Below are 22,114 nucleotides of genomic sequence, written 5' to 3'. Positions count from 1 at the left end.
ACTTCTTACTCAAAGCATCAAGCCTTCTATTATTTTACAACGTAAAAATGATCGTAATCATTTCCGAAGGTTAAGATGCCGTTGCTGGACGCCATTCCCTGCAACGCATACGTATCTCCTTGCGTCTGCCATACCTTAGTTCCGGTACTTGCGTTATAGCAGTAGCCTGCTCCGGTTGCGGAATTGGTATTGAAGTACAAATAGTTCACGCCTCCGTCCGTATTCACAAGTACTGAGCTTTGTACCGGTCCCGGTGTTGCAATTGTCGTAACTGCATGACTTGTCTTATCTATCTTCTGCACACCGCCTGCGCTAAATCCAGCGTAATAGCCTACATAAATATCATTTCCTACTACGGTCGGTGTCGACGTGGAGGTCGCTGCGAGCTCTGCCTTCCAATCCAAGGTCGGCGTACCGTTATTTGGTGTAAAACTCCAAATGTAACCGCCCTGGCTCGTGAAGTAAAGGTGCCCGTCTACGAGGGAAATCGTGCTGCGCACATTGCCCGGGCTCACACCGCCTGCCGTTGCTAGATTGATTACACTTCCCTGTGATACATCTTCAAAATCGTCGCCAACCGGACGGGCATACAGATAGCCGTTATCTCCGCCGAAGTATACGTAATCCTCGTCTACCACCGCACCGGCCCAGTAAAATCCGCCGTTACCCGGGTTGTATTCCAGTAACTCTTCTACACCCATATCATATTGATAATACGTGCCTGCGTGACCCGACCAGGTTCCGAAGTAAATGTAATCTCCGTCTTTTACAATTGGCGTATTGATCTGTGCGTTATTTGGCACAGCCAGTGACCAATCTGTAGTTGGTGTAGCGTCGATATCTACTACCTTTGTAATGGAAGTTTTTTGCTCATATAAGCTACAGTATTCGATTTCCACTGTGTTTCCTGTATTTCCGCTTATCTCATAAGTGAATTCAAGCGTATTCGCTCCGGTAAGCACTGCTGCTTCTGCCGCTGAAGATTGGTCATCAAAGTTTTTATTTAAGTAATAGTGACCGTCGATCAGATCTGCAGACGTGAAAGTCTTTTCTCCCACTACAGTTCCGTTCAGCTTTGCCGTAACGGTCATACCCACACCACTTCCGTTGATCTTCACGCCGGTAGCCGAACGGTGCTTCTTGCCGTTCTCTAAATCAATATTTGCCTGTGTCATTGTAACCGTCTCATCCCCGGATACAATCACCTTATTCGCTTCCATTGTGATTCCGGACCCAGATACGGTCCAATCCTTTGTTACTCCTGCTTCTAAAGCCAAATTATCGTTTGTTGCTTTCTGGTTGTAGCCGGAAGCGCCTACATAGATGCTTCTGTCTTCCACATCCAGATATGGGCTGGACAGCTGAAAGCCTGAGCTCTGCGTGATCTGCGCATCCCATACGACGTGCGGTGTCGATGCGGTGCAGTCGATCTTTGCAAGCCGCCCGCCACCACTTCCATCCTCTTTTACGGTGTACCCGTCATACAGCACATACGCATAGGTATCACCATCACCTGTCGTTTCCATGACAGCGGCGGAATCGACGCCGTCCCAGCCGGAGCCGTTATGCGGCAAAACAATCTGTGTAACGCTCGGACTTGTTGTCGTTGGCGCTCCATCCGTCAAGATTCCGTTGTGAATATCATTGCCTTGATACGTGGGCCAATCAGCCGCAAAGGCAGGGATTCCCATACTTGCTACCATAGCTGCTGTTACCAATGCAGCTATTGGCTTTCTTAATTTGAATTTCATCATTCGCTTCTTTCCTCCTTCTTTTTCTTAAATAATTGAGTTATGCTCCATACGGCGAGATTACCGTATTTTTTCAATCATGCTCACCCCCTTCCTCTTTTATTTCAACAAAAAAGACTGCGGCAAAATGCCGCAGTCCGTTTTCACTGCTCCTATTTATATCATGTGCTCTTTTTTTCCTTCAAAAAAATCCTGCAAGTCATTTACCTCGTGACTATCACTGCCTTCTATCCATGCAGGTCTTCTGACTTGCGCATCTTCGTTTCCAATCTCCTTCCCAAAGGGCTTATCACCCCTCAGTGGCAGTCTGCATTCCGCAAATATGATTCAGAAACTCCGCGCTTACAGCGGCGGGTCCGTGCCGGATTTTCACCGACTTCCCTCTTAGCTTCCGGCTTTACCCGGTAGAACATGAATATGTATTCAATTCGTTTTATACTTGTCAAACATTGTCGAAAATATTGTTTCTTTCTTAATATTTACAATTTTATAGATTTATACTACCATCTATTTTTCTATTTTTCAAGAGCAAAATTACTACCGGATTAAACCGGCAGAACATGAATTGTATTATTTTTTCTAATTTCATCTGATTTGAGTTTATGTTATCAGCTTTCATTATATTTTGCAAGTGAAAATCATGCTAAATATTTCCTAATTTGTAAGATAGATAATGTCCTGTTATGTGAATTTAAAGAAAAAGAAACTAACTGCTCTGTTCTTCCTCAGCAGTCAGCTTCTTTTTACTTATTTCTTCCTATCTCTAAGGTATGCAAGCTCTTTATTCATGCTACATCAACACTGTTTTTGGGTTCATAATATGATTCGGATCAAATACCTTTTTAATCCCCTTCATCAGTTCCAGCTCTACAGGTGATTTTTGCAAGGTTAAGTCCTCTGTCCTGATTTTCCCAATCCCATGCTCTCCTGTAATCGTTCCTCCGTAAGAAAAGCAGGCATCATACATTTTCTGCTTCAGTTCCTCTGCATACGGCGGAATGCTCCCGTCCTTCAAATACAAAATATCATTATGCACATTTCCATCTGCAATATGCGCAATCACATTCGTACTGGTATCATACTCTTTTACCAGTCTTTTTAAATCGCTGATAAAAGCTGGAATCTCTGAAACCGGCACTGCCATATCAAAGGAATCGCATATCGTTTCTTTAATGTACTCATAATGCTGGCTTCGAATTAATAAAAGCTCTTCCTGTTCCTTTGCTTTTCCGGCATACAAAGTTTCATAACAGTTGTTTTTCTCGCAAATTGCATTGATTTCCCTACATGCATCATACAGGCGCTCCTCATTTTTTTCCGAAAGAATAATCAGCAAATCTGCATTTCCTCTTTTCGCCTGCCATTCCAAACCAAGCATTTCTGCCGTTCCCACAAACAAATGCTTATCCATGTATTCTACTGCAAGAGGAATATTTCCGCTTTGTAAAATGTCCATTACTGCCTGACATGCATCCTCAAATCGTTCAAACGGTGCCACAATCGTTGCAGAACTGCGATCTTTTGGATAAATTTTCAATATAATTTTAGTAATAACAGCCAATGTGCCTTCGCTTCCAAGCAAAAGCTGCATTAGATTATATCCTGCATTATTTTTTACAAGCTTTCCTCCGAGCTCCAATATTTCACCGTTCGGGAGGACTGCCTCCACACCCATAATATGCTTTCGCATCACACCGTGACGTACCGCTCTGGCTCCGCCCGCATTGGTTACCGCCATGCCGCCCATCTGTGCACCTTCATCTCCGGGATGTACTGGGAAGCTTAAATCATTTGATTGATCCAGCTCTTCAAGCAAGTCCATCAGTGTAACACCAGCCTCTAAAACCGCTACCATATTGTTTCGGTCAATTTCTAAAATTGCATTCATTCGTTCCATCGTTAAAATAAAGCTTTCCTCTACCGGTGTGCATCCACCACAGAGTCCGGTTGCTCCACCACGTACGACTACGGGAATCTTCCATTCATTGGCCAGCTTCATAACAGCCGCTACTTCCTTTGAATTTGCTGGCTTTATTACGATTGAATCTATATTTGCCTTCGGGCGGTATGCTTCTTCTACTTCATCATAAAGGTAAGAGGCGGTCAGTTCTTTCTTTGTCAGAAGATAATCCTCTCCAACGATATCCTTTAATGCTTTTAAAATATTTTCCTTCATTATTCCGTCTCCTCCTTTCTCCATGCATGAATCAGCTGCGGTATCACTTCATACAGATCGCCTACGTATCCATAGTCGGCAACTTGAAAAATAGGGGCGGAAGGATCACTATTTATTGCGATGATCGTCTGAGAATCCTTCATACCTGCCAAATGCTGTGGTGCTCCTGAAATACCGCAGGCAATGTATACCTTTGGCTTTACACGATTACCGCTGTATCCTACCTGCATCGCACTCTCTGCCAAGCCGGCGTCGACCAGTGCTCTCGATGCGCCAACTTTTCCTCCTAAAGTACGCGCCAATTCCTCAAGCAGCAGCAGATCCTCTTTTTTTCGTAAGCCGCGCCCCGCTGCCACGATAACTTCTGCTTCTGTAATATCCATATCATCCATTGGAATGATTTCATCTATTTTACTCTTTGAACAGAGTGCCATATATGGTTTCATCATCACAATATTTTCAACTCTTGACGTATCTCTTTGTGCCTCTGCAAATTCCTTATACCGAACCGTTGCCATCTGCGGGTCTTTTACCGTTTTAATATGTGCAAACAAATGGTCACTGAATGCCGGTCGGATCTGAATCAGCCGCCCTTCTTCGTTTACTTGTAAGTCTGTGCAATCCGCAGTTAATCCCGTTCCTAGTGCCGCTGCAATTCGTGGTGCCAAGGAACGTCCAAAGTTCGTTGCTCCAATCAAAACAATTTCCGGTTCCCTTTCTTTTATAAAAGCAACGACATTTTCTTTATAGGAATTTTCTTCTGGTATTTTAAAAGAAGAGTCCTTTATATAATAAACGGTCTGTGCCCCTCGATAGTTTAATTCCTCTGCAGAAATTACTTCCCCACCTATTAAAAGGCAGGTTAGCGGAAGATCTCTTTTTTCCGCCAATTCTTTCCCTTTGTTCAGTAATTCATAGCTTACCTTGTGTATTTCACCGTTATTTTGTTCTGCGAGAACGAGAACACCTTTTTGCTTTTTATCACTCATAGTTCTACACAATCCCTTTCTCCGCCAAAACATCCGTAACAGACTTTAAAAAGTCTGTGAACTCTTCGCGGTATATGCGGTTACTCTTTTTTACTGCTTTTGGAATTTCTATTTTAGAAACCTTTGTTGGCGACCCCTTAAATCCAGTCTCTTCTTCGGTTAAATATCCGTTTAAATCCTGTAAGGTATATACTTTTACCGGTATTTCCAATGATTCTAATTTTCGCTTTACAGTCGGTAGCTCCGGACGACTGATATTTTTAGTTACGCCGATCAATGCAGGCAAGCGCATCGTTCGAATCTGTCTATTTCCACCCATATTTTCAACAGCTACTTGAACCGAATTCATATCTAATTTACGAATATCTTCTACATAATAGGCATGCGGAATGTTTAAAAATTCAGCAACCTCTGCCCCCACCTGTGCCGTATCACCATCCACAGATTTTTCTCCACATAAAATCAAATCAAAAGGTCCCGTTTTCTTAATTGCAGCCGCCAAGGTCTTTGCGGTCGCACAGGTATCAGAACCTCCAAATTTTCGGTCTGTCAGCAATACCGCCTGATCTGCTCCCCTCGCATATGCATCTCTCAGCATCTTTTCTGCTCTTTGCGGTCCCATTGTCATAACCGTTACAAAAACATCTGGATTCCCTTTCTTTTTTTGATCCACTGCGGCTTGTAGTGCATTTTCATCAAAAGGATTCATTTCTGCTTCTGCAGACGAACGGTCAACAACGCCTCTTTCTCTATCAAATTTTACTTTTTCCATATCAGGGACTTCTTTTACTAAAACAAGTATGTTCATGATATTCCCTCGTTTCTTCAGCATGCTCCAATTTTCAACTTATTTCATGGTCTTACCACTTAAATTGTACAACTTTTATTAAAATGATGCAATCACTTTTTTAATATTCTGATATTTTTTTAATTTGCAGTTTTTCTTTTATTCCTTTAAAATAAAATTATATGAATATCATCTATATTGGTACAAAGGAGTAAACCTCATGTTTATGGCAATAGAAAATAAAAAAATCTCCCAAATCGTCATCGAGCAAATTCAGGAAATGATTATGAAAGGTGAATTAAAAGACGGTGACCAGCTTCCGCCTGAACGCGTTATGACGGAGCAATTTCAAATCGGCCGCCCCGCATTGCGCGAAGCATTAAAAGCGTTAGAGGTACTTGGACTCGTTGAACGCCGCCACGGTTTAGGCAATTACATTGTAAATAATGTTGAGTCAAACTTTTTTAAGCCGCTCTCGCTTTCTTTTAAATTAAATAACGGGAATGTGCAAGAAGTCTTACAGCTTCGTTACCTGATTGAAACCTTCACTGTCCGAGAAGCTGCAAAATCTGCTACGCCCAACGACGTTGCATCCTTGAAACAAAAACAGTTACAAATGATGCAAGCAGAAACACCAGCTGAAAAATCAGAATGTGACAGAAATTTTCACTTTGAAATTGCCCGTATTTGCAACAACAGCTTAATTCTATTAACTTTTGAAAACGCATCTTATCTTTTGGAAAATTTTATAGATCAAACGGTACATCTATCTTATTTCACGAAAGAAGATTCTATTGAACTCATTTATGAAGAACACCAAAAAATTATAGATGCCATTGAAAAAAAAGATGAAGAGGCAGCTGTTTCCTTTATTGTAAGTCATTTGGATAACATTCGGCCAGATCTGCTTCACCAAATTTAGAATTCTCACAGCTTTAAGCAATTTATTAACTTACTGAAAACTCCCTATTTTTATAGGGAGCTTTTTTACATAAAGATCTTTTACAATTCTTTTCATCTTATCTGTCATAAAATAGAAAACCGCTGTGAAAGCAAAGATAAAGGGTGGTATATCTTTTTATTTTACAGCGGTTATTCTATAAAAACGAGCGATTTCCTTCTGCTATTTTTTTAAATCTGTTATTAAAACGATACGAATAATTTAGTCAATAATACAATAATTGGAATGGAAATGATCGTTTTCTCCAAGAAAATAATAATTAAATCTGTAATTTTAACAGGCATTTTAGAAGCCAGCATTATGGAACCAACCTCACTCATATAGATAATCTGTACTAAAGATAAGATACCTATAATAAATCTAGTTTCAATCGATGGTATGTTTGCACAAATTACAGCTGGAATGAACATGTCCGCAAAACCAACAACAGTACCCGGTGCAGCTGCAAATGCATCCTGCACACCTAAAACTTGAAGATAATATCCAAATGGCATGGAAATCCAGTCAAAAATAGGTGTATAAGTAGAAAGTACCAATGCCAAAGTACCTACACACATTGTAACTGGTACAAGCGTAAAAATAATACCTAAAAACATATCAATACCCTTATACATCAATTCTCCAAAATTCGGACCGCTTTCCGCTTTTGTAACTGCCTGCAGATAAGCCCAACGAGTTTTGCTGATTCCTTTCGGTTCCACTTCATTAATCTGTTTACCAGCTAACGCATAGTATTCATCAGGATATTTTTTAGCCAAAGGCCAAATACGTGACATAATTACAACACTGACGATACCGGTAACCGTCAAAATAAGATAAAATGGAATGAAATACTGCTCTACACCCATCATTGCTGCAATTACTAAGCAAAACGGCAGAGATACCGCAGAAAAGCAAGTTGCAATCAGTACGGATTCTCTTGCTGTGTAATAGCCCTGCTCGTATTGTGTACTCGTCAAGACGACACCTACATTGCAATTTCCAACCCAAGAAGCACAAAGATCGACTGCGGCTCTTCCCGGCAAGCGAAACAACGGCCATAATAAATTACGGATTAAAGTACCCGTATAATCCATAATCCCATAGTCCATAAGAAGCGGAATCAGAAACGATGCAGCAAAAAACCATGCAATCAGAGTTGACATCAATCCTATCATAGTTGAGCCTGTGTCTGCAGAATAGATCCATTCCGGTCCCACCTGGAAATAAACTAATGTTACAATGATTCCTCCAAGAACGCGGATAACAAGGTAAATCGGAGAAGCCACAAATAATTTAGAAAGTAGCTTTCCCTCCGTAAGTGCCTTTGGTTTAAAAACACTAGTAATAAAAGTCATAATAGCTGAAATAACAACAATCCCAAGTATTGCTTCGTGTGCCCATGGTTTGATAAAATTGGCCACCCATTCAGAGATAACGCCCAGAGGAATGTTCATATTCCCCTCATACCAAATCGGACATAAAAATAAAAAAACACCAATTGCAGAAGGAATTATAAATTTTAGTTTTTGTTTACCAGTCGGATTTTGTATCAATCCTCTTAAATCTTGCTGTTGCTCCGACCCAGATTCAGTGGTTTTAACTTGTTCTCCCATAAAACAGTCCTCCTTTACTTTTTAAAAATGGATACTTTTTCCAAACGATTAAAAGCTTCTTTTAGAGTATTTATACCGACGGTACAAGCCAATCGGATATAGCCTTCGCCGCATTCTCCAAACGAAATCCCCGGAATGGTTAAAACATGTGCCTCTTTAAGAATGCAGTCACTGACATCAACGGAATTTAATCCAGTCTCTTTAACATTTACAAATAGATAGAAGGTGCCTCGCGGCGGATAAATTACTGACATATGAGGAATCGCATTGATCCGCTCTGCCGCATAGAACATTCGCTTCCTATATTCTTCAATCATCGGCGGTTGTATTTTCTTTCGGTTTTGCAAAGCGTGAATCGCAGCTCTCTGAGAAATTGAAGGAGCCGTAAATACAACATTTTCATTAATCATTTGAATGGTCGCGATAATGTAATCCGGCGCAATGATATTTCCAATTCTCCATCCTGTCATGGTAAAGTTTTTTGAAAAGCTATTGATTATAATGGTCCGTTCTTTCATTCCATCTAAAGCAGCAATCGGAACAAATGGATGCTGATAGCTGAATGCTGTATAGATGTCATCCGCAATGACAATTAAGTCATGTTTTTTTGCAATTTCAGCAATTTTCTTCATGGTTTCCAATGTCAAGCAGCTTCCGGTCGGATTGCTGGGCGTATTAATAACCAATGCTTTCGTCCGCTCGTTAATCAACCCTTCTAAACGCTGCATATTAATTTGAAAATCCTCATTCTCATAAGTTGCAAGCTCTACCGGAACTCCACGTGCAAGCTCCACCTGCTGAGGATACGGTGTGAAAAACGGCGCCTGCAAAATAACCTCATCTCCGTCATCCAAAATCGCCTCTAATGCCAAATACATTGCAAGGCAGCCGCTGGCTGTAACAAATACTTCTTCATCAAGGACATCCATACCATATTCTTCTTTATAATACTTTACAATTTCACCCCGCAGCTGCGGATCACCCCGAAAATCCGTGTATTTTGTATGACCATTTCGTGCATCCTGAAACGCGTGGTTAATGATGATCTCCTCTGTAATCAAATCCGGATCACCTAGGCTAAGATTAATCACATCATCAAAACCCTTTGCAAGCTCGTCCACTTTTCCCATCGGTGTTGACTGATCTTTCCAATATCGTTTCGCTATAAATCTGTGTTTCAAAACAATTCACCTTCATCCTTTCTTATAATACTGTTTCATACTACCGCACAGTGGTAAGACCTCACATACAGTTAATCATATTTTTCTTTCTTTTTCAATAGTTTTGTCTGAATTATTCAAAGATTTCAATTTTTATAATATCGGCATTGCATTTGATAGTATATAGACTAGAGAAGACTTCTTTTCTAAGTTATCCTTTGTATAAAATTAACCGCTCTATTAAAATCGCTTTCCAAGTCTCATGAAACTTCTCTTATTCTATAAAATCTGATAGTGCGCAAGCTCGTCCAAAGAGATATTCTTATATGCCTCTACATATTTCATTTCGATCTCATCCACTTCCTCACTCAATGTTACTAAATATATTTAAGATTGCTTTATATATTATAGCACACTTTTCCCCTAATTTTAACACTAAATATCATAATTTTCGCAATTTTTTAATTTTGTCTGTGAAACCAAACAAAAGCCATACCGTTCCATTTACGGTAAAATTATTATTCTTACAATGAAAAACCCATGGACAAAGGTAAGAGTTGTCCATGGGTTAAGATAGATTCTTTATCTAGGTTCAATAATTAATTTAATTGCAGTTCTTTCTTCCCCATCGATTAAAATATCTGTAAACGCCGGAATGCATACTAGATCAATTCCGCTTGGCGCTACAAACCCTCTTGCAATGGCGACTGCTTTTACTGCTTGATTCAGTGCACCTGCTCCGATTGCCTGAATCTCAGCCCCTCCTTTTTCTCTCAAAACCCCTGCCAGAGCCCCTGCTACCGAGTTAGGATTTGACTTCGCTGATACTTTTAATACTTCCATTATTGTTTCCTCCCTAAAATGCTTCTTTTGAATTCCCTTTTGATTGGATTTCATTTTAATATTTTTATTAAATACTTCCTTTACAATATTCTCTTCCAAACATTGGATTCCTCTATTTTTTCAGAAAAACTCTTCGACATAAAACTCCTAAAAAAAATATTTTTTTAGAAGTTTTTGTCGAACGCTTGCATTTTTCATCGGAATTGTTTATAATATGGACGTGGTTATCCCCCTGATAACCTCATTAATCTCTAATCCCAATACCCCTTTTGAACAAAACAAACTGCTCCCCTGCAGTTTGTTTTGTTTTTTGTAACTTTTTTATTTAATATTTATTACAAAAAATCATTTTATTGAAGCAATTTTCTTTTAAAGATACATGTGATACTGAAGAAGGCGGTGATACTATGTTCACAAAAATAAAAACGGATCAATTGAATTCCTATACATCAAAATCATGGTCCCTGTACATGGAGGATTTTTCTTTGGGTTTCTTTGATATCGAAACAACCGGTCTTTCTCCCAAACAGGATACTTTTATATTAGGAGGTTTGCTCAATCAGAAGAAAATCTCTGGTGAGCAAACCTCTACCATCACGCAATGCTTTGCCCCGACAAAAGAAGAGGAAGCAGAGCAGCTGGAACAATATCTCAGCGAACTTTCAAAACAAGAAATATGGGTTTCTTATAACGGAGACTCCTTTGACAGCCCTTTTCTTGCAAAAAGAATGGCAAAGCTAGGCATTGGAGAAACACTCCCTTTTCACTATTCCTTCGATCTCTATCGTATTTTGCGCCAGTCTCCCTCCATCGCGGCATTACTCCCAAACCTGAAACAAAAAACGGTAGAGTCTTTTTTAGGTATTCAGTCACAACGCTTGGATCAAATATCCGGTAAAGAAAGTACTTTATTGTACGAGGAATACCAAAAGCGTCCCTCAGAGGAACTCAAACAAACTATACTACTGCATAACCGAGACGATGTGATCCAATTATCCGCTCTATTAAAAATTCTAGACAAACTAGATTTGCATCATATTATGTTTCAAAAAGGTTTTTTATGCACCGCAGAAGATAAAAAAGCAAAAATTGAACGCATTCATTTTGATAAAGGGTTTCTATCTATTAAAGGAACGAGTCAAAATATTACTCTACCTTACCAAAGCTACGAATTGACACATCATCTAAATTTTGACTCACAAATGCAGACCTTTGAAATAACCATCCCCTATCTTTATGAAAGCAACTTTTTATACATTGACCTAGAAGCGTTTTCAATGGATTTTACACCAGTTCAAAAATATAACGGTTATCAAAGCGGCTATCTGGTGCTTCATGACGGAAGCAATCCAAATTATTTAGAAATCAATCATACTTTAAAAATTCTATTAAAAGAAATATTAAAACAGCTCTGATTGAATCATACTAACCTTAGAAATATTTTTATGGTATACTAAAAAAAAGACCAAAGAAGAGGTGACCTACGTTGCAAACAAATAAACGTTTGGACCAAGTATTCAAATCCGCTTTTCCCGTTCCCTTCGACGATAACTCCCGCTTTGTATTTTTCAGTGATGTACACCGCGGAGATGACAGCTTGTCGGATGAGTTCGGGCGTAATCGGCATATATACGAGCATGCACTTGACCACTATTACCGTCACGACTATACTTATATTGAAGTGGGTGACGGCGATGAATTATGGGAACATCCAAAATATGAACATATTTTAAGCGCACATCGCAGCACTTTTGATCTTTTAAAAAAATATTATGATTCCGGCCGTCTTTTGATGCTTTTTGGAAACCATAATATTCAGCTCCGAGACCCAAATTACGTAAAGAAAAATCTATACTATACTTATGACGAACAATCGGACGAAATGGTTCCTTTATTTCCGGGAATAACTGTTCATGAAGCATTAATTCTGAAACACCGCATTACAAATCAAGAAATTTTTGTCGTTCACGGAAATCAGGGAGACATGCTGAATGACCAATTTTGGTGGGTATCACGTTTTATGATCCAACACGTTTGGCGTTTTTTACATTTAGTTGGTGTAAACTATGCTGCCAGCCCTTCAAAAAATAAGTACAAGCGTCATAAGGTCGAAATTAACTATAATAAATGGAATGAAAGGCACGGTATCATGCTAATCTGCGGGCATACACACCGGCCTAAATTTCCAAAACCTGATGAACCGGCTTATTTTAATACCGGCTGCTGTATGCATCCCCGCGGCATAACCTGCTTAGAACTGACAGATGGTGAAATCAGCTATGTTTCGTGGCGTGTACACAGCAAGCCAGACGGTACGATGTACATTCGAAAAACAGTCATTCAAGGACCAAAGCCGCTCTCTTGTTTTTATAAAAAAGAACCAAATAAGGAAGGACTTACAGGTGAATAAAATGTCAACAAGCACACAATCCATTCGGAATATTACATCCGCTATCAAAAAGGACAGCTTTCAGATGGCAGCGTTAACAAAGGAATCGAGAAATGAGGCCTTAAAAGCCATTTCCGAAAAGCTGTGGGAAAACCGTTTAAAAATTCAGATTGCAAACGAGCTTGATTTAAAGAATGCAGAAAAAAATCAAATACCTGCGCCAATCTTAAAACGGTTAAAATTTGACGAACAAAAACTTCAAGATGTTTTAAGTGGCATTGACAGTCTCATTTCACTGTCAGACCCTCTTTTTCAAACTTTACTGGAAAGAGAGCTGGATGAAAATTTAACCTTACAGAAAATAACGTGTCCGATCGGTGTAATCGGAGTTATATTTGAATCTCGTCCTGATGCGTTAGTTCAAATTGCAGCACTGTGTTTAAAAAGCGGCAACTGTGCTATTTTAAAGGGAGGAAGCGAAGCTGCTCACACAAACCGAATTCTTTTTGAGCTCATTCATGAAGCAGGTGTTGCATCCAACATACCAAACGGATTTTTGACATTAATTGAAAATAGAGCAGAAATCCAAGACTTATTGAAATGTAATGAATCCATTGACCTTCTAATACCGAGAGGCTCTAATTCATTTGTACAATATATTATGGAAAATACAAAGATTCCTGTTATGGGTCATGCCGACGGTGTCTGCCATATCTTTGTCGACCAAGATGCAGACTTTGAAAAGGCGCTCCCAATTATTTTAGATGCAAAAACACAATACGTCGTCGCCTGCAATACCGTAGAAACCCTATTAATTCACGAATCCATTGCGAAAGAATTCTTGCCGCAGCTTCAAAACATGCTCGAGAAAAACAAGGTTTCTCTCATTGGCTGTGAAAAAACGCGAGCCATGCTTTCTCTGAAAAACAATGCAGACCCGAATTTCAGAACAGAATATTCTGACTATGTCATTTCGGTTAAAATTGTATCAGGCCTAGATGCAGCAATTGCTCATATTAATTATTATGGCTCACACCATACCGACTGCATCCTCACAGAAGATTCCAAAACAGCAGAGCGTTTTATGCTTCTTGTTGACTCTGCCGGTGTCTATCAAAATTGCTCTACACGCTTTGCTGACGGATTCCGTTACGGATTCGGTGCAGAAGTCGGCATCAGTACCGGAAAATTACACGCTAGAGGTCCGGTCGGACTCGACGGATTAGTTACATACAAATATAAACTATTCGGAAACGGCCAAATTGTATCTGATTACGCACAAGGGCAAAAATCATTTCACTTTAAAGATATTGCCTCGAAGAAATGTTAAGGAGAAAATAAGAATGCATCATTTAACATCTAAATTACTTATTTACAGAAACATCGGTAATGATAGCATATTATTTCAATTATCCAATATCGTTCGACGATTCACAGAAGGAAAATATGAAAAAGAAAAACTGATTGCCGATATTTTGATTCAAGTCCATCGTCTTTTAGAAATTTCAACCAAATATGGCTTCGATAAAAATTTGTGGCATAATTATTTAGCATTTTTACTAGCTATGACAGAAAACCCATTTACCCTTGTCTCAGAAAAAATCGGAGCTGTCGAGGGTACGGTAAACGAATTTGCTGTAAATGATTTCTCTATCTTTAAACAGCTGTTTGACTATGATTTTACACGGCTGGAACAAGAACTGAATATCAATTGTTTTACGACGATTCAAAACTATAAAGCGGTCACTAAGAAAGAACAGATCTTTAATAAAAGCGTCAGTGAAAAGGTCCAAAAGCTCAGCCTTATGATGGAGCAGGCAGAAGATGAAAAAACAATGTATTCCATTGTTACGGACTTTTATAAAGCTTATGGCGTCGGTAAGTTTGGACTGAATAAAGCCTTCCGCATTTCGAATAGAGATGATTCGGATTTTCTAATCCCAATTACCACAACTGGAGAGGTGGTGCTTGATGATTTGATCGGCTATGAAAATCAGAAAAAACAATTGATACAAAACACCGAAGCTTTTGTGACAGGAAAAAAAGCAAACAATGTTCTCTTATACGGAGATGCAGGAACCGGAAAATCTACCAGCATTAAAGCGATATTAAATCAGTATTATGGCCAGGGACTTCGTATGATAGAGATATATAAGCATGAATTTAAAGATTTATCAAAAGTCATCAATGCAATAAAAGACCGCAACTATCGATTTATTATTTATATGGATGACCTTTCCTTTGAAGAGTTTGAAATTGAATACAAATATTTAAAAGCTGTAATTGAAGGTGGATTGGAAATAAAGCCGGAAAATATATTGATATATGCGACCTCCAATCGGCGCCATCTTATTCGAGAAACCTGGAGTGATCGTTCCGATATGTCACAGGATGAACTGCACCGCTCTGATACGATGCAGGAAAAATTATCCTTAGTCGGAAGATTTGGTATTACAATCGGATATTATAAGCCTTCACGAGATGAGTTTTACAAGATTGTCACAACACTGGCAAGAAAACATCCGGAAATTACACTAACCGATGAAGAACTGATCGACTCCGCACGGATGTGGGAAATGCGTCATGGCGGAATTTCAGGACGTACCGCTCAGCAGTTCATCAATTATTTGATTGGAATTTCCTCATAAACGAGTAAATAAAAAATCCAGAATCTATCTGGATTTTTTATTTTGCTATTCTTCTTCGTGTTATCTAAGCAACACGCTTATTCATTTCCACATTCATCGTGATGTGCATGCTCATGACAGATAGAACCGGTTGATTTTAGTTCACCCGCTAAATAGGATTTCGCTGCTTTTTTCGCATCGCCGCTTGCCCCTATAATTACTTCTACATTTCTTTCATTAAATATATCAACAGCTCCGCCGCCCATTCCGCCGGATATAATGACATCAACACCCCGATCTGCTAAAAAATTTGGTAAAAATCCAGGTTTATGCCCAGGGTTTGGCACCATTTCCTCTGCAATGATCTCATTATTCTTTTCATCGAAAATTATAAATCCTTCACAATGTCCAAAATGACCTGTAACCATACCTTTTTCACTTGCTACTGCGATTCTCATGTTTCATTCCTCCATTTTCACATCTTCATTTTTTTGTTTTACCAGAGTCTGTCTTTCTGACTCCCTGTTTCGCTTCTTTTTATTTTTCCTATATTTTATGCATTCTCTCTTCAATTATTATTGAAAAGTAAATGAACTGCATTCTGGTAAATCCCTTTAACTGCATCTCCCGATATACAATCTATATCCGCAATCGTTTTTCCGTGATTGATCGCCTCCACCGCCTTTGAATCAAAAGGTACTTTACCGATAAACGGAACCTGCTGCTCCTTGCAGAATTTTTCAATCTCTTTCGAATTCAACGGATTTGTATCGTATTTATTGATGCAAACAGCCGTTTTAACCTGAAAGATTTTTGCAGTTTCTAATATTCGTTTCATATCACTGATTCCTGAAATCGATGGTTCGGCCACAATCAACACCATGTCCACGCCGCTTAAGGATGCAATAACAGGGCAGCCAATACCCGGAGAACCATCTACAATTGCAAATTCTGCATTTTTAGCAGATGATTTCATTTGATTTTTTACTTCAGTGACTAATTTCCCAGAAGTTCCGCTTCCCATTTTTAATTGTGCCGTCGAGAACACATGCGTTTCATCCTTATACAAACTCAATTCCCCGGCAATGTGTGGTTTTAAAGAAATGGCCTCGACCGGACAAATTGCTTCACAAACACCACAGCCTTCACAGGCAAAAGGATCCACCTGATACGCTTGCTCCGATTTGATGGCATCAAAACGGCAGTTTTGTCTACACTGACCACACTGAATGCAAACTTCTGAATCAATTTCTGCTTTTGGCATTCCGTAATACTCTGTTTTAGTGGAAGGCATATCCTGATTCATAATCAAATGAAGGTTCGGGGCATCTACATCACAATCTGCATAAGCTTCCACCTCCGTTAAACGGATAAATGCACTCGCAATTGTCGTTTTCCCGGTTCCACCTTTTCCGCTTAGAATCAACAGTTGTTTCATTGTGCCACCTCCTTCATTATATTTTGAAGCAGCGATGAAAACAAGCTGTGGTATTTTTCACTTTCTCTGGATACTATCTTTGCATCTGAGTTTAAAGCACCGAGTTCTTTATCAAATGGGATACGTCCTAAAATTGGAATCCGATGTTCAAGACAATACGCCTCAGCCGGATTTTCTGCATCCATACATTTATTTAATATTACGCCATGTGGCTTTTTAAATAATTTCACCAATTCATATACCATACTTAAATTATGAACACCAAATACGGTTGGCTCAGCCACAAGTACACAAAAATCTACATCTTTTATGCTTTCCATTACAATACAGGCACTTCCCGGCGGGCAATCAATAAAAGTCATAGCATCTTTTGGCGTCAATGGATTTTCAAGCATTTCCTTTATAATCGGAACACCGGATACTTCGCCTGTTTTCATCGTTCCCGTATGAACATGTACCTGCTCTGACACGCCTGCTTCTAGCGTTCCAATTACTTTCTTTTTTTCTGAAACTGCATCTTCTGGACAAAGCAAGACACATCCTCCGCAAGAATGACAGACTTCTTCAAAGATAAATACACGATCCTTAATGTACGCTAATGCATTAAACTTACAAAAATCAACGCATTTGCGACAGCCGGTGCATTTTGTATTGTCAAAGACAGGAATACAAACCGATACCTTTTTTTCTTTAACCTCTTTCGGCTTAAAAAAGAAGTTCCCGTTTGGCTCTTCCACATCACAATCCATATAAGAACACGTATCCGCTACGGAAGCCAGATTAACCGATACTAATGTTTTTCCGGTCCCTCCTTTTCCGCTCAGTACAGCGATCTTCATATTATTTTCCTCCATGATTGTGAAAGCCTGGGTGAATTTCCGCTAACGGCGAAAGAGCCTTTGCCTGAAAAGCCGTAAGATTATCTTCAATGGAATCATTCATTGTCCGATACAACTTCACTTGAGCGGCCTGTAAAACGTCTGCGGCATTTTTTCCGCATCTTGGCGTCAAAACGGACTCTACCTGTTGATCTACTAATGTTTGTGCTGCTAGAATTCCTGCGCCGCCCTGGCTGGCTGCTGCACTGTTATTCAAGAAGCTGCTTTCTCTTGTTTCTGTATTATAAATGAGAAAATATGGCGTACGCCCAAAGGATGGACATACCGTCGTTTTTACATCATTCTCATTTACCGGTATTGCTATCTTCATTACATTCCTCCATGATTCTTTCACATCTGCGCCTATGGCAGCTGCCTCTTCCGCATGATGTCTGATCGCTGTTGCAGAGCTGATATTCACCGCCTTCGATTCGAAGTACTTTACCATTTACCAAGGATTCCGCAAGTTTTTTCCTTGCCTCATTATAAATTCCCTGAACTGTTGTACGTGCAATGTTCATTTGCTTTGCGCATTCCTCCTGGTTCATCCCTTCTAAATCAATCAATCGGATCGTTTCGTATTCGTCTACTGTCATATGAACAAAATTTTCTGCATTTGGCGGTAGATCAAGCGGTCCAAATCGGTTGCTTTCCGGTAAACAGCAAACCTTCCTCCATTTTCTTGGTCTTGGCATATTCTAAGTCCTCTCTGCTCTTTTTACTATTTCCTATTAATCATATTTCAATCGCTTCTCAATCTTTCAATCGCTTCTCAATCTTTCAATCGCTTCTCAATCTTTCAATCGCTTCTCAATCTTTCAATCGCTTCTCAATCGTTTTTAAATGATTTTGAAGGAATATTTTTCCTCCTTGAAACTTCTGTCTTTCTCCTTCTTTCAAATCTTGATTCAAACCAAACCCTCTTCCAGAGCCAAAAGCACATCCGAAACCTCTTCCAATCCCGTTTCCATATTTTCTTCGAATGCCCATTCCAATTCTACATCCGCTTCCGGGCATAACGCTGCAAGTAACTCCAGTTCCAAAAGGTCCGGTTCCATCTCTTTTTGGCATACCATTTACCTCCTTATTAGTTATTGACATATGTCATTTATATTTTTCATTATACGCCGTTTATGACATATGTCAATAATAAAATAAAAAAATTTCTAAATAAAAATTTGTAATCATCCTACGCAAAGAGATAGAACGAATGGAGCGATGCAGCATATTTCAATCCACGCCCTCCTTGCGGAGAGCGACGATAATTACGACCGCGTAAGTGTATTACTACCAATTTCAATCCACGCCCTCCTTGCGGAGAGCGACGTCCACCGTGTACGTTTAATCCATCAAGCGTATCAATTTCAATCCACGCCCTCCTTGCGGAGAGCGACCACCAAACAAGCCGCAAAACACAGAGCAAAAAAGCGATTTCAATCCACGCCCTCCTTGCGGAGAGCGACGGGGGGCAAATGACGATGAGGGAGACCGCAGAAATAATTTCAATCCACGCCCTCCTTGCGGAGAGCGACCACAATTGTGTATTGCAAACGTTTCTCTCACATAGAATTTCAATCCACGCCCTCCTTGCGGAGAGCGACCTCGAAATATATCTTTATTAGGTCAAAATAAACAATGATTTCAATCCACGCCCTCCTTGCGGAGAGCGACTTCTATCAATCCGTTACTTTTTAACCATGTTAGATTTCAATCCACGCCCTCCTTGCGGAGAGCGACCTTTGCAGGAGCAGATGAGAGATAATGCTATCACAATTTCAATCCACGCCCTCCTTGCGGAGAGCGACTATAAACTTCTTCAAAAGGTTTTGTTCCTTCGAGATTTCAATCCACGCCCTCCTTGCGGAGAGCGACGCAATTTGATTTAGCTGCTCAGCAACAATCAAAAATTTCAATCCACGCCCTCCTTGCGGAGAGCGACTTCGGTTCTAAGGTCGGAGGGCGGAAAGCGGCTTATTTCAATCCACGCCCTCCTTGCGGAGAGCGACTAAACAACCAAAACAAATAGCGGTAAAACAAATTGATTTCAATCCACGCCCTCCTTGCGGAGAGCGACTTTACTTGACAATTGTAGAGTAATTAGATATTATATTTCAATCCACGCCCTCCTTGCGGAGAGCGACAAAGCCGGGTGATCGTATTCTTGATACACACGCAGATTTCAATCCACGCCCTCCTTGCGGAGAGCGACATCGTGTGCAAGGAATATCAACCGTAAATATAAATTTCAATCCACGCCCTCCTTGCGGAGAGCGACCTCTTGTAAAGGGCGTTTGGAATAGCGCGCGTCAAAATTTCAATCCACGCCCTCCTTGCGGAGAGCGACTGCAAAATAAGGCAAAATTACGCTTTTATATTACATATATTTTATTATTAGTATATATATTCCAGTAATTTTTTACCTTATTTTTAATTATAAGTATCCTTTTACATTTAATCTTGGTGCGAATCTCCCGGGATTTTCTGTTAGCTTGGCATTCGCACCGCTTTTTAAAGCATGAGCACACCTTCTACATCATAAGACGGTTTTGCTCCTACATGCTCAATTTTTTCTTTATAATTTTTCCCTAAATAATAAAAGCGTAGGCTATCTTTTTCCGGATCGATGATACTTTCCAGCTTATATTGCAGGGCCTTCATTTTCGCAGGGTCAATCACGCATTCAAAAACGGAATTTTGAACACGCTGTCCATAGTTCACGCATTGCTTCGCCACTTTCCGAAGCCTAGTTTTTCCTGCGGCATCCTGTGTATTTACATCGTATGTAATCAGCACAAACAATTTTCTTCACCTACTTCCATAAAAATGGCGGATACTCCTCTAAATCTCCTCTGATATAACGAGCCAGCAGCATTGCCTGAACATATGGAACCAATCCCCACGGTATCTTTTCCGACAAAAATGGATGGGTAATCATTTCCTGTTTTCTGCTCTGCCACGCATTCAGGGCTTTCTTTCTCGCTTCATCGGTTAGTAAAATCGCACCATTTTCCTTTTTCATAAAATCTGTATCTGTAACTTGTTTTTTATTAATCAGAGAAATGACAAAACGATCGACCAAGACAGAACGCAGTTCTTCCATCATATCCAATGCTAGAGAAACACGTCCCGGCCTGTCCCTATGCAGAAATCCAATGTATGCGTCAAAACCAACCGCTTCCAAGGCGCTTGCTACATCGTGCGAAAGCAGGGTATAGAAAAAAGAGAGCAACGCATTTACATTGTCAAGGGGAGGTCTTTTATTTCGGTCCTTGAAGAAAAAAGCATCCTTCTGCTGTAAAATTAAATCATCCACAACAGAAAAATAGACGGTCGCTGATTTTCCTTCAAAGCCTCTCAGTTGCTCTAAATCTTCACAGGGAATCGCTTCCTCTTTTCCGCGAATGATATTTAGATACCGGCTCAATTGTTCCGACGCCCCTTTCAGCTTGTCGACATCAAGACGCATCGGATAATCACGCGCCGCACGCTCTAAAATCCATTTTGAATTATAAATTTTCCCGAAAATACAGTTTCTTGCAATAGTAAAACAAGCTTTTTCTTCCTCAGAAATTGCATATTGCATCTTCCGAAGCACTACATTTCCTTTACTCATTCCAACGACACGAGCGAGAAAGCGCCCATGCCTCGTCATAAAACAAAGACCGATGTTTCTATCTGCACAGGCGCCCATTAAGGCAGGACTTGCTCCTGTATAGCCAAATGTCACAATATTTTCTAAATTATGTAGAGGCACACGACCTATGGTTTCGCCTTCTTTTTGTACCATTACCGTTTCTCCGTCTAACGATAAATAGGCATCTAAAGTGGTAATATATAACGTATTCAGGAGTTTTTTCAATCCTTCACCCTCCCTTCAATGTAGCTTACGGCAGAAAGCTTTCCGCACAGCTTCGGCATACAGAGATTCTCAAGCGAACATGCCTTGCAGCCTTTCCCCATCTTTACTTTCGGCGTATACCGCCTCTCATATAATTCGTGCATTTCGAGCGAGATTTTTCTTATCTTCTGCCGATGCTCTTCGCTCAGCAAAACCTCCTGTCTGCGCTTCATCTCGTCATAATAGAGATACGCTTTCTCAATGGTACAAGCTAGCATTTCTTCTAAGCACATGCACTGTGCCACAAGTTGCAAAATGTCTGCATCATGTTCCTTTGGATGTCCTCGTTTATATTCAACCGGTACCGGAATAAACAAGCCTTCTCTTCCAAACAGAGAAATTCCGTTTTTATCCTTTCTGAATTCCACTATATCACAAACTCCACGCATTCCCAAAGTCCTCGAAAATACAGAAATACCTCTGGATACAATCAAATCACCACGTGATTCCTTTATCGATTCGTCATGCGCCCGTTTGTGCAGATGCTCTCCTTCCACAGTCCGCACATTTTCATCCCACTGCTGTTCAATGTGAATCAGTGCCCATTGCCGCCTGCAAAAGATAAAATGTTGGATTCCGGAAATAGAGAGAAAGTCCTCTTCGTTGTACTCTTTCATCAGTC

At 40.0% G+C, this 22,114-nt stretch carries 21 protein-coding genes, 1 CRISPR repeat array and 1 riboswitch; of the genes, 5 read left to right on the top strand and 16 right to left on the bottom strand.

What is annotated here, in order from left to right; translation table 11 throughout:
* Positions 1 to 29 precede the first annotated feature (29 nt).
* From U5921_RS10625 to U5921_RS10610, 4 genes are all read right to left on the bottom strand, one after another.
* Positions 30 to 1,754: a hypothetical protein gene (locus tag U5921_RS10625; protein WP_324823163.1), complete on the bottom strand. Its 1,725-nt coding sequence runs from the start codon at positions 1,752 to 1,754 to the stop codon at positions 30 to 32.
* A 213-nt stretch (positions 1,755 to 1,967) separates the two neighbouring features.
* Positions 1,968 to 2,181: riboswitch (cobalamin riboswitch) on the bottom strand.
* 360 nt (positions 2,182 to 2,541) lie between these two features.
* Positions 2,542 to 3,927 (bottom strand): FAD-binding oxidoreductase, encoded by a 1,386-nt coding sequence (locus tag U5921_RS10620; RefSeq protein WP_324823161.1) that lies wholly within the window; start codon positions 3,925 to 3,927, stop codon positions 2,542 to 2,544.
* On the bottom strand, positions 3,927 to 4,916 hold the full coding sequence (locus U5921_RS10615; protein ID WP_324823159.1) for an electron transfer flavoprotein subunit alpha/FixB family protein: 990 nt from the start codon (positions 4,914 to 4,916) through the stop codon (positions 3,927 to 3,929). The genes U5921_RS10620 and U5921_RS10615 overlap by 1 nt, the downstream gene beginning before the upstream one ends.
* Positions 4,917 to 4,920: 4 nt before the next feature.
* Positions 4,921 to 5,724: an electron transfer flavoprotein subunit beta/FixA family protein gene (locus tag U5921_RS10610; RefSeq protein ID WP_324823157.1), complete on the bottom strand. Its 804-nt coding sequence runs from the start codon at positions 5,722 to 5,724 to the stop codon at positions 4,921 to 4,923.
* Positions 5,725 to 5,923: 199 nt separating this feature from the next.
* Here U5921_RS10610 and U5921_RS10605 point away from each other — a divergent pair, with 199 nt between their 5' ends.
* On the top strand, positions 5,924 to 6,625 hold the full coding sequence (locus U5921_RS10605; protein ID WP_324823156.1) for a FadR/GntR family transcriptional regulator: 702 nt from the start codon (positions 5,924 to 5,926) through the stop codon (positions 6,623 to 6,625).
* A gap of 221 nt (positions 6,626 to 6,846) precedes the next feature.
* Here U5921_RS10605 and U5921_RS10600 read toward each other — a convergent pair whose 3' ends face one another.
* The 3 genes from U5921_RS10600 to U5921_RS10590 all read right to left on the bottom strand — a co-directional run bounded on the left by U5921_RS10600 (position 6,847) and on the right by U5921_RS10590 (position 10,262).
* Complete coding sequence (locus U5921_RS10600) at positions 6,847 to 8,259, bottom strand: YjiH family protein (RefSeq protein ID WP_324823154.1); 1,413 nt, start codon at positions 8,257 to 8,259, stop codon at positions 6,847 to 6,849.
* 14 nt (positions 8,260 to 8,273) lie between these two features.
* Positions 8,274 to 9,440: a pyridoxal phosphate-dependent aminotransferase gene (locus tag U5921_RS10595; RefSeq protein ID WP_324823152.1), complete on the bottom strand. Its 1,167-nt coding sequence runs from the start codon at positions 9,438 to 9,440 to the stop codon at positions 8,274 to 8,276.
* A 561-nt stretch (positions 9,441 to 10,001) separates the two neighbouring features.
* A complete protein-coding gene (locus U5921_RS10590; RefSeq protein WP_206460825.1) occupies positions 10,002 to 10,262 on the bottom strand; it encodes a stage V sporulation protein S in 261 nt (86 codons plus the stop codon).
* A gap of 407 nt (positions 10,263 to 10,669) precedes the next feature.
* On the opposite strand from U5921_RS10590, the gene U5921_RS10585 reads away from it, so the two are divergent.
* The 4 genes from U5921_RS10585 to U5921_RS10570 all read left to right on the top strand — a co-directional run bounded on the left by U5921_RS10585 (position 10,670) and on the right by U5921_RS10570 (position 15,299).
* A complete protein-coding gene (locus tag U5921_RS10585) occupies positions 10,670 to 11,677 on the top strand; it encodes a ribonuclease H-like domain-containing protein (protein WP_324823148.1) in 1,008 nt (335 codons plus the stop codon).
* Between the two features lie 71 nt (positions 11,678 to 11,748).
* The gene (locus U5921_RS10580) at positions 11,749 to 12,672 is read left to right on the top strand and encodes a serine/threonine protein phosphatase (RefSeq protein ID WP_324823146.1); all 924 of its coding nucleotides are present in this window, start codon (positions 11,749 to 11,751) and stop codon (positions 12,670 to 12,672) included.
* Position 12,673: 1 nt separating this feature from the next.
* A complete protein-coding gene (locus U5921_RS10575) occupies positions 12,674 to 13,981 on the top strand; it encodes a glutamate-5-semialdehyde dehydrogenase (protein WP_324823144.1) in 1,308 nt (435 codons plus the stop codon).
* Positions 13,982 to 13,994: 13 nt separating this feature from the next.
* A complete protein-coding gene (locus U5921_RS10570) occupies positions 13,995 to 15,299 on the top strand; it encodes an ATP-binding protein (protein WP_324823143.1) in 1,305 nt (434 codons plus the stop codon).
* Positions 15,300 to 15,376: 77 nt separating this feature from the next.
* Here the strand turns inward: U5921_RS10570 and U5921_RS10565 are convergent, their stop codons facing one another.
* The 9 genes from U5921_RS10565 to cas4 all read right to left on the bottom strand — a co-directional run bounded on the left by U5921_RS10565 (position 15,377) and on the right by cas4 (position 22,109).
* Positions 15,377 to 15,736, bottom strand: coding sequence for a NifB/NifX family molybdenum-iron cluster-binding protein (locus U5921_RS10565; RefSeq protein ID WP_324823141.1), 360 nt, complete (start codon positions 15,734 to 15,736; stop codon positions 15,377 to 15,379).
* A gap of 110 nt (positions 15,737 to 15,846) precedes the next feature.
* The gene (locus tag U5921_RS10560) at positions 15,847 to 16,716 is read right to left on the bottom strand and encodes an ATP-binding protein (RefSeq protein ID WP_324823139.1); all 870 of its coding nucleotides are present in this window, start codon (positions 16,714 to 16,716) and stop codon (positions 15,847 to 15,849) included.
* Positions 16,713 to 17,555, bottom strand: coding sequence for a 4Fe-4S binding protein (locus tag U5921_RS10555; RefSeq protein ID WP_324823137.1), 843 nt, complete (start codon positions 17,553 to 17,555; stop codon positions 16,713 to 16,715). Before U5921_RS10555 ends, U5921_RS10560 begins: the two co-directional genes overlap by 4 nt.
* Position 17,556: 1 nt before the next feature.
* Positions 17,557 to 17,925: a NifB/NifX family molybdenum-iron cluster-binding protein gene (locus U5921_RS10550; protein WP_324823135.1), complete on the bottom strand. Its 369-nt coding sequence runs from the start codon at positions 17,923 to 17,925 to the stop codon at positions 17,557 to 17,559.
* Positions 17,900 to 18,289 (bottom strand): DUF134 domain-containing protein, encoded by a 390-nt coding sequence (locus tag U5921_RS10545; protein ID WP_324823134.1) that lies wholly within the window; start codon positions 18,287 to 18,289, stop codon positions 17,900 to 17,902. The genes U5921_RS10550 and U5921_RS10545 overlap by 26 nt, the downstream gene beginning before the upstream one ends.
* Positions 18,290 to 18,404: 115 nt before the next feature.
* On the bottom strand, positions 18,405 to 18,665 hold the full coding sequence (locus U5921_RS10540; RefSeq protein WP_324823132.1) for a DUF5320 domain-containing protein: 261 nt from the start codon (positions 18,663 to 18,665) through the stop codon (positions 18,405 to 18,407).
* A 156-nt stretch (positions 18,666 to 18,821) separates the two neighbouring features.
* Positions 18,822 to 19,938: direct repeats of the CRISPR family, unit length 33 nt; unit sequence ATTTCAATCCACGCCCTCCTTGCGGAGAGCGAC.
* A 164-nt stretch (positions 19,939 to 20,102) separates the two neighbouring features.
* Entirely contained in the window at positions 20,103 to 20,393 is a 291-nt protein-coding gene (gene cas2, locus U5921_RS10535; protein WP_324823130.1) for a CRISPR-associated endonuclease Cas2, read from the bottom strand.
* 10 nt (positions 20,394 to 20,403) lie between these two features.
* Entirely contained in the window at positions 20,404 to 21,453 is a 1,050-nt protein-coding gene (gene cas1c / locus U5921_RS10530) for a type I-C CRISPR-associated endonuclease Cas1c (RefSeq protein ID WP_324823128.1), read from the bottom strand.
* On the bottom strand, positions 21,450 to 22,109 hold the full coding sequence (gene cas4 / locus U5921_RS10525; RefSeq protein ID WP_324823126.1) for a CRISPR-associated protein Cas4: 660 nt from the start codon (positions 22,107 to 22,109) through the stop codon (positions 21,450 to 21,452). The genes cas1c and cas4 overlap by 4 nt, the downstream gene beginning before the upstream one ends.
* Positions 22,110 to 22,114: the final 5 nt, after the last annotated feature.

Source organism: Sinanaerobacter sp. ZZT-01, from assembly GCF_035621135.1.
Taxonomy (GTDB): domain Bacteria; phylum Bacillota; class Clostridia; order Peptostreptococcales; family Anaerovoracaceae; genus IOR16.
Note: the sequence above shows the minus strand (reverse complement) of the source record. Positions and strands in the feature narration are given on the sequence as shown.

What these genes read in the sequence shown, in the direction of transcription:
- U5921_RS10620 (WP_324823161.1), bottom strand. Translation starts at nt 3,927, where the DNA reads ATGAAGGAAAATATTTTAAAAGCATTAAAGGATATCGTTGGAGAGGAT.
- U5921_RS10555 (WP_324823137.1), bottom strand. Translation starts at nt 17,555, where the DNA reads ATGAAGATCGCTGTACTGAGCGGAAAAGGAGGGACCGGAAAAACATTA.
- U5921_RS10540 (WP_324823132.1), bottom strand. Translation starts at nt 18,665, where the DNA reads ATGCCAAAAAGAGATGGAACCGGACCTTTTGGAACTGGAGTTACTTGC.
- U5921_RS10605 (WP_324823156.1), top strand. Translation starts at nt 5,924, where the DNA reads ATGTTTATGGCAATAGAAAATAAAAAAATCTCCCAAATCGTCATCGAG.
- U5921_RS10565 (WP_324823141.1), bottom strand. Translation starts at nt 15,736, where the DNA reads ATGAGAATCGCAGTAGCAAGTGAAAAAGGTATGGTTACAGGTCATTTT.
- U5921_RS10560 (WP_324823139.1), bottom strand. Translation starts at nt 16,716, where the DNA reads ATGAAACAACTGTTGATTCTAAGCGGAAAAGGTGGAACCGGGAAAACG.
- U5921_RS10550 (WP_324823135.1), bottom strand. Translation starts at nt 17,925, where the DNA reads ATGAAGATAGCAATACCGGTAAATGAGAATGATGTAAAAACGACGGTA.
- U5921_RS10545 (WP_324823134.1), bottom strand. Translation starts at nt 18,289, where the DNA reads ATGCCAAGACCAAGAAAATGGAGGAAGGTTTGCTGTTTACCGGAAAGC.
- U5921_RS10610 (WP_324823157.1), bottom strand. Translation starts at nt 5,724, where the DNA reads ATGAACATACTTGTTTTAGTAAAAGAAGTCCCTGATATGGAAAAAGTA.
- U5921_RS10575 (WP_324823144.1), top strand. Translation starts at nt 12,674, where the DNA reads ATGTCAACAAGCACACAATCCATTCGGAATATTACATCCGCTATCAAA.
- U5921_RS10590 (WP_206460825.1), bottom strand. Translation starts at nt 10,262, where the DNA reads ATGGAAGTATTAAAAGTATCAGCGAAGTCAAATCCTAACTCGGTAGCA.
- U5921_RS10570 (WP_324823143.1), top strand. Translation starts at nt 13,995, where the DNA reads ATGCATCATTTAACATCTAAATTACTTATTTACAGAAACATCGGTAAT.
- cas4 (WP_324823126.1), bottom strand. Translation starts at nt 22,109, where the DNA reads ATGAAAGAGTACAACGAAGAGGACTTTCTCTCTATTTCCGGAATCCAA.
- U5921_RS10585 (WP_324823148.1), top strand. Translation starts at nt 10,670, where the DNA reads ATGTTCACAAAAATAAAAACGGATCAATTGAATTCCTATACATCAAAA.
- U5921_RS10600 (WP_324823154.1), bottom strand. Translation starts at nt 8,259, where the DNA reads ATGGGAGAACAAGTTAAAACCACTGAATCTGGGTCGGAGCAACAGCAA.
- U5921_RS10615 (WP_324823159.1), bottom strand. Translation starts at nt 4,916, where the DNA reads ATGAGTGATAAAAAGCAAAAAGGTGTTCTCGTTCTCGCAGAACAAAAT.
- U5921_RS10625 (WP_324823163.1), bottom strand. Translation starts at nt 1,754, where the DNA reads ATGATGAAATTCAAATTAAGAAAGCCAATAGCTGCATTGGTAACAGCA.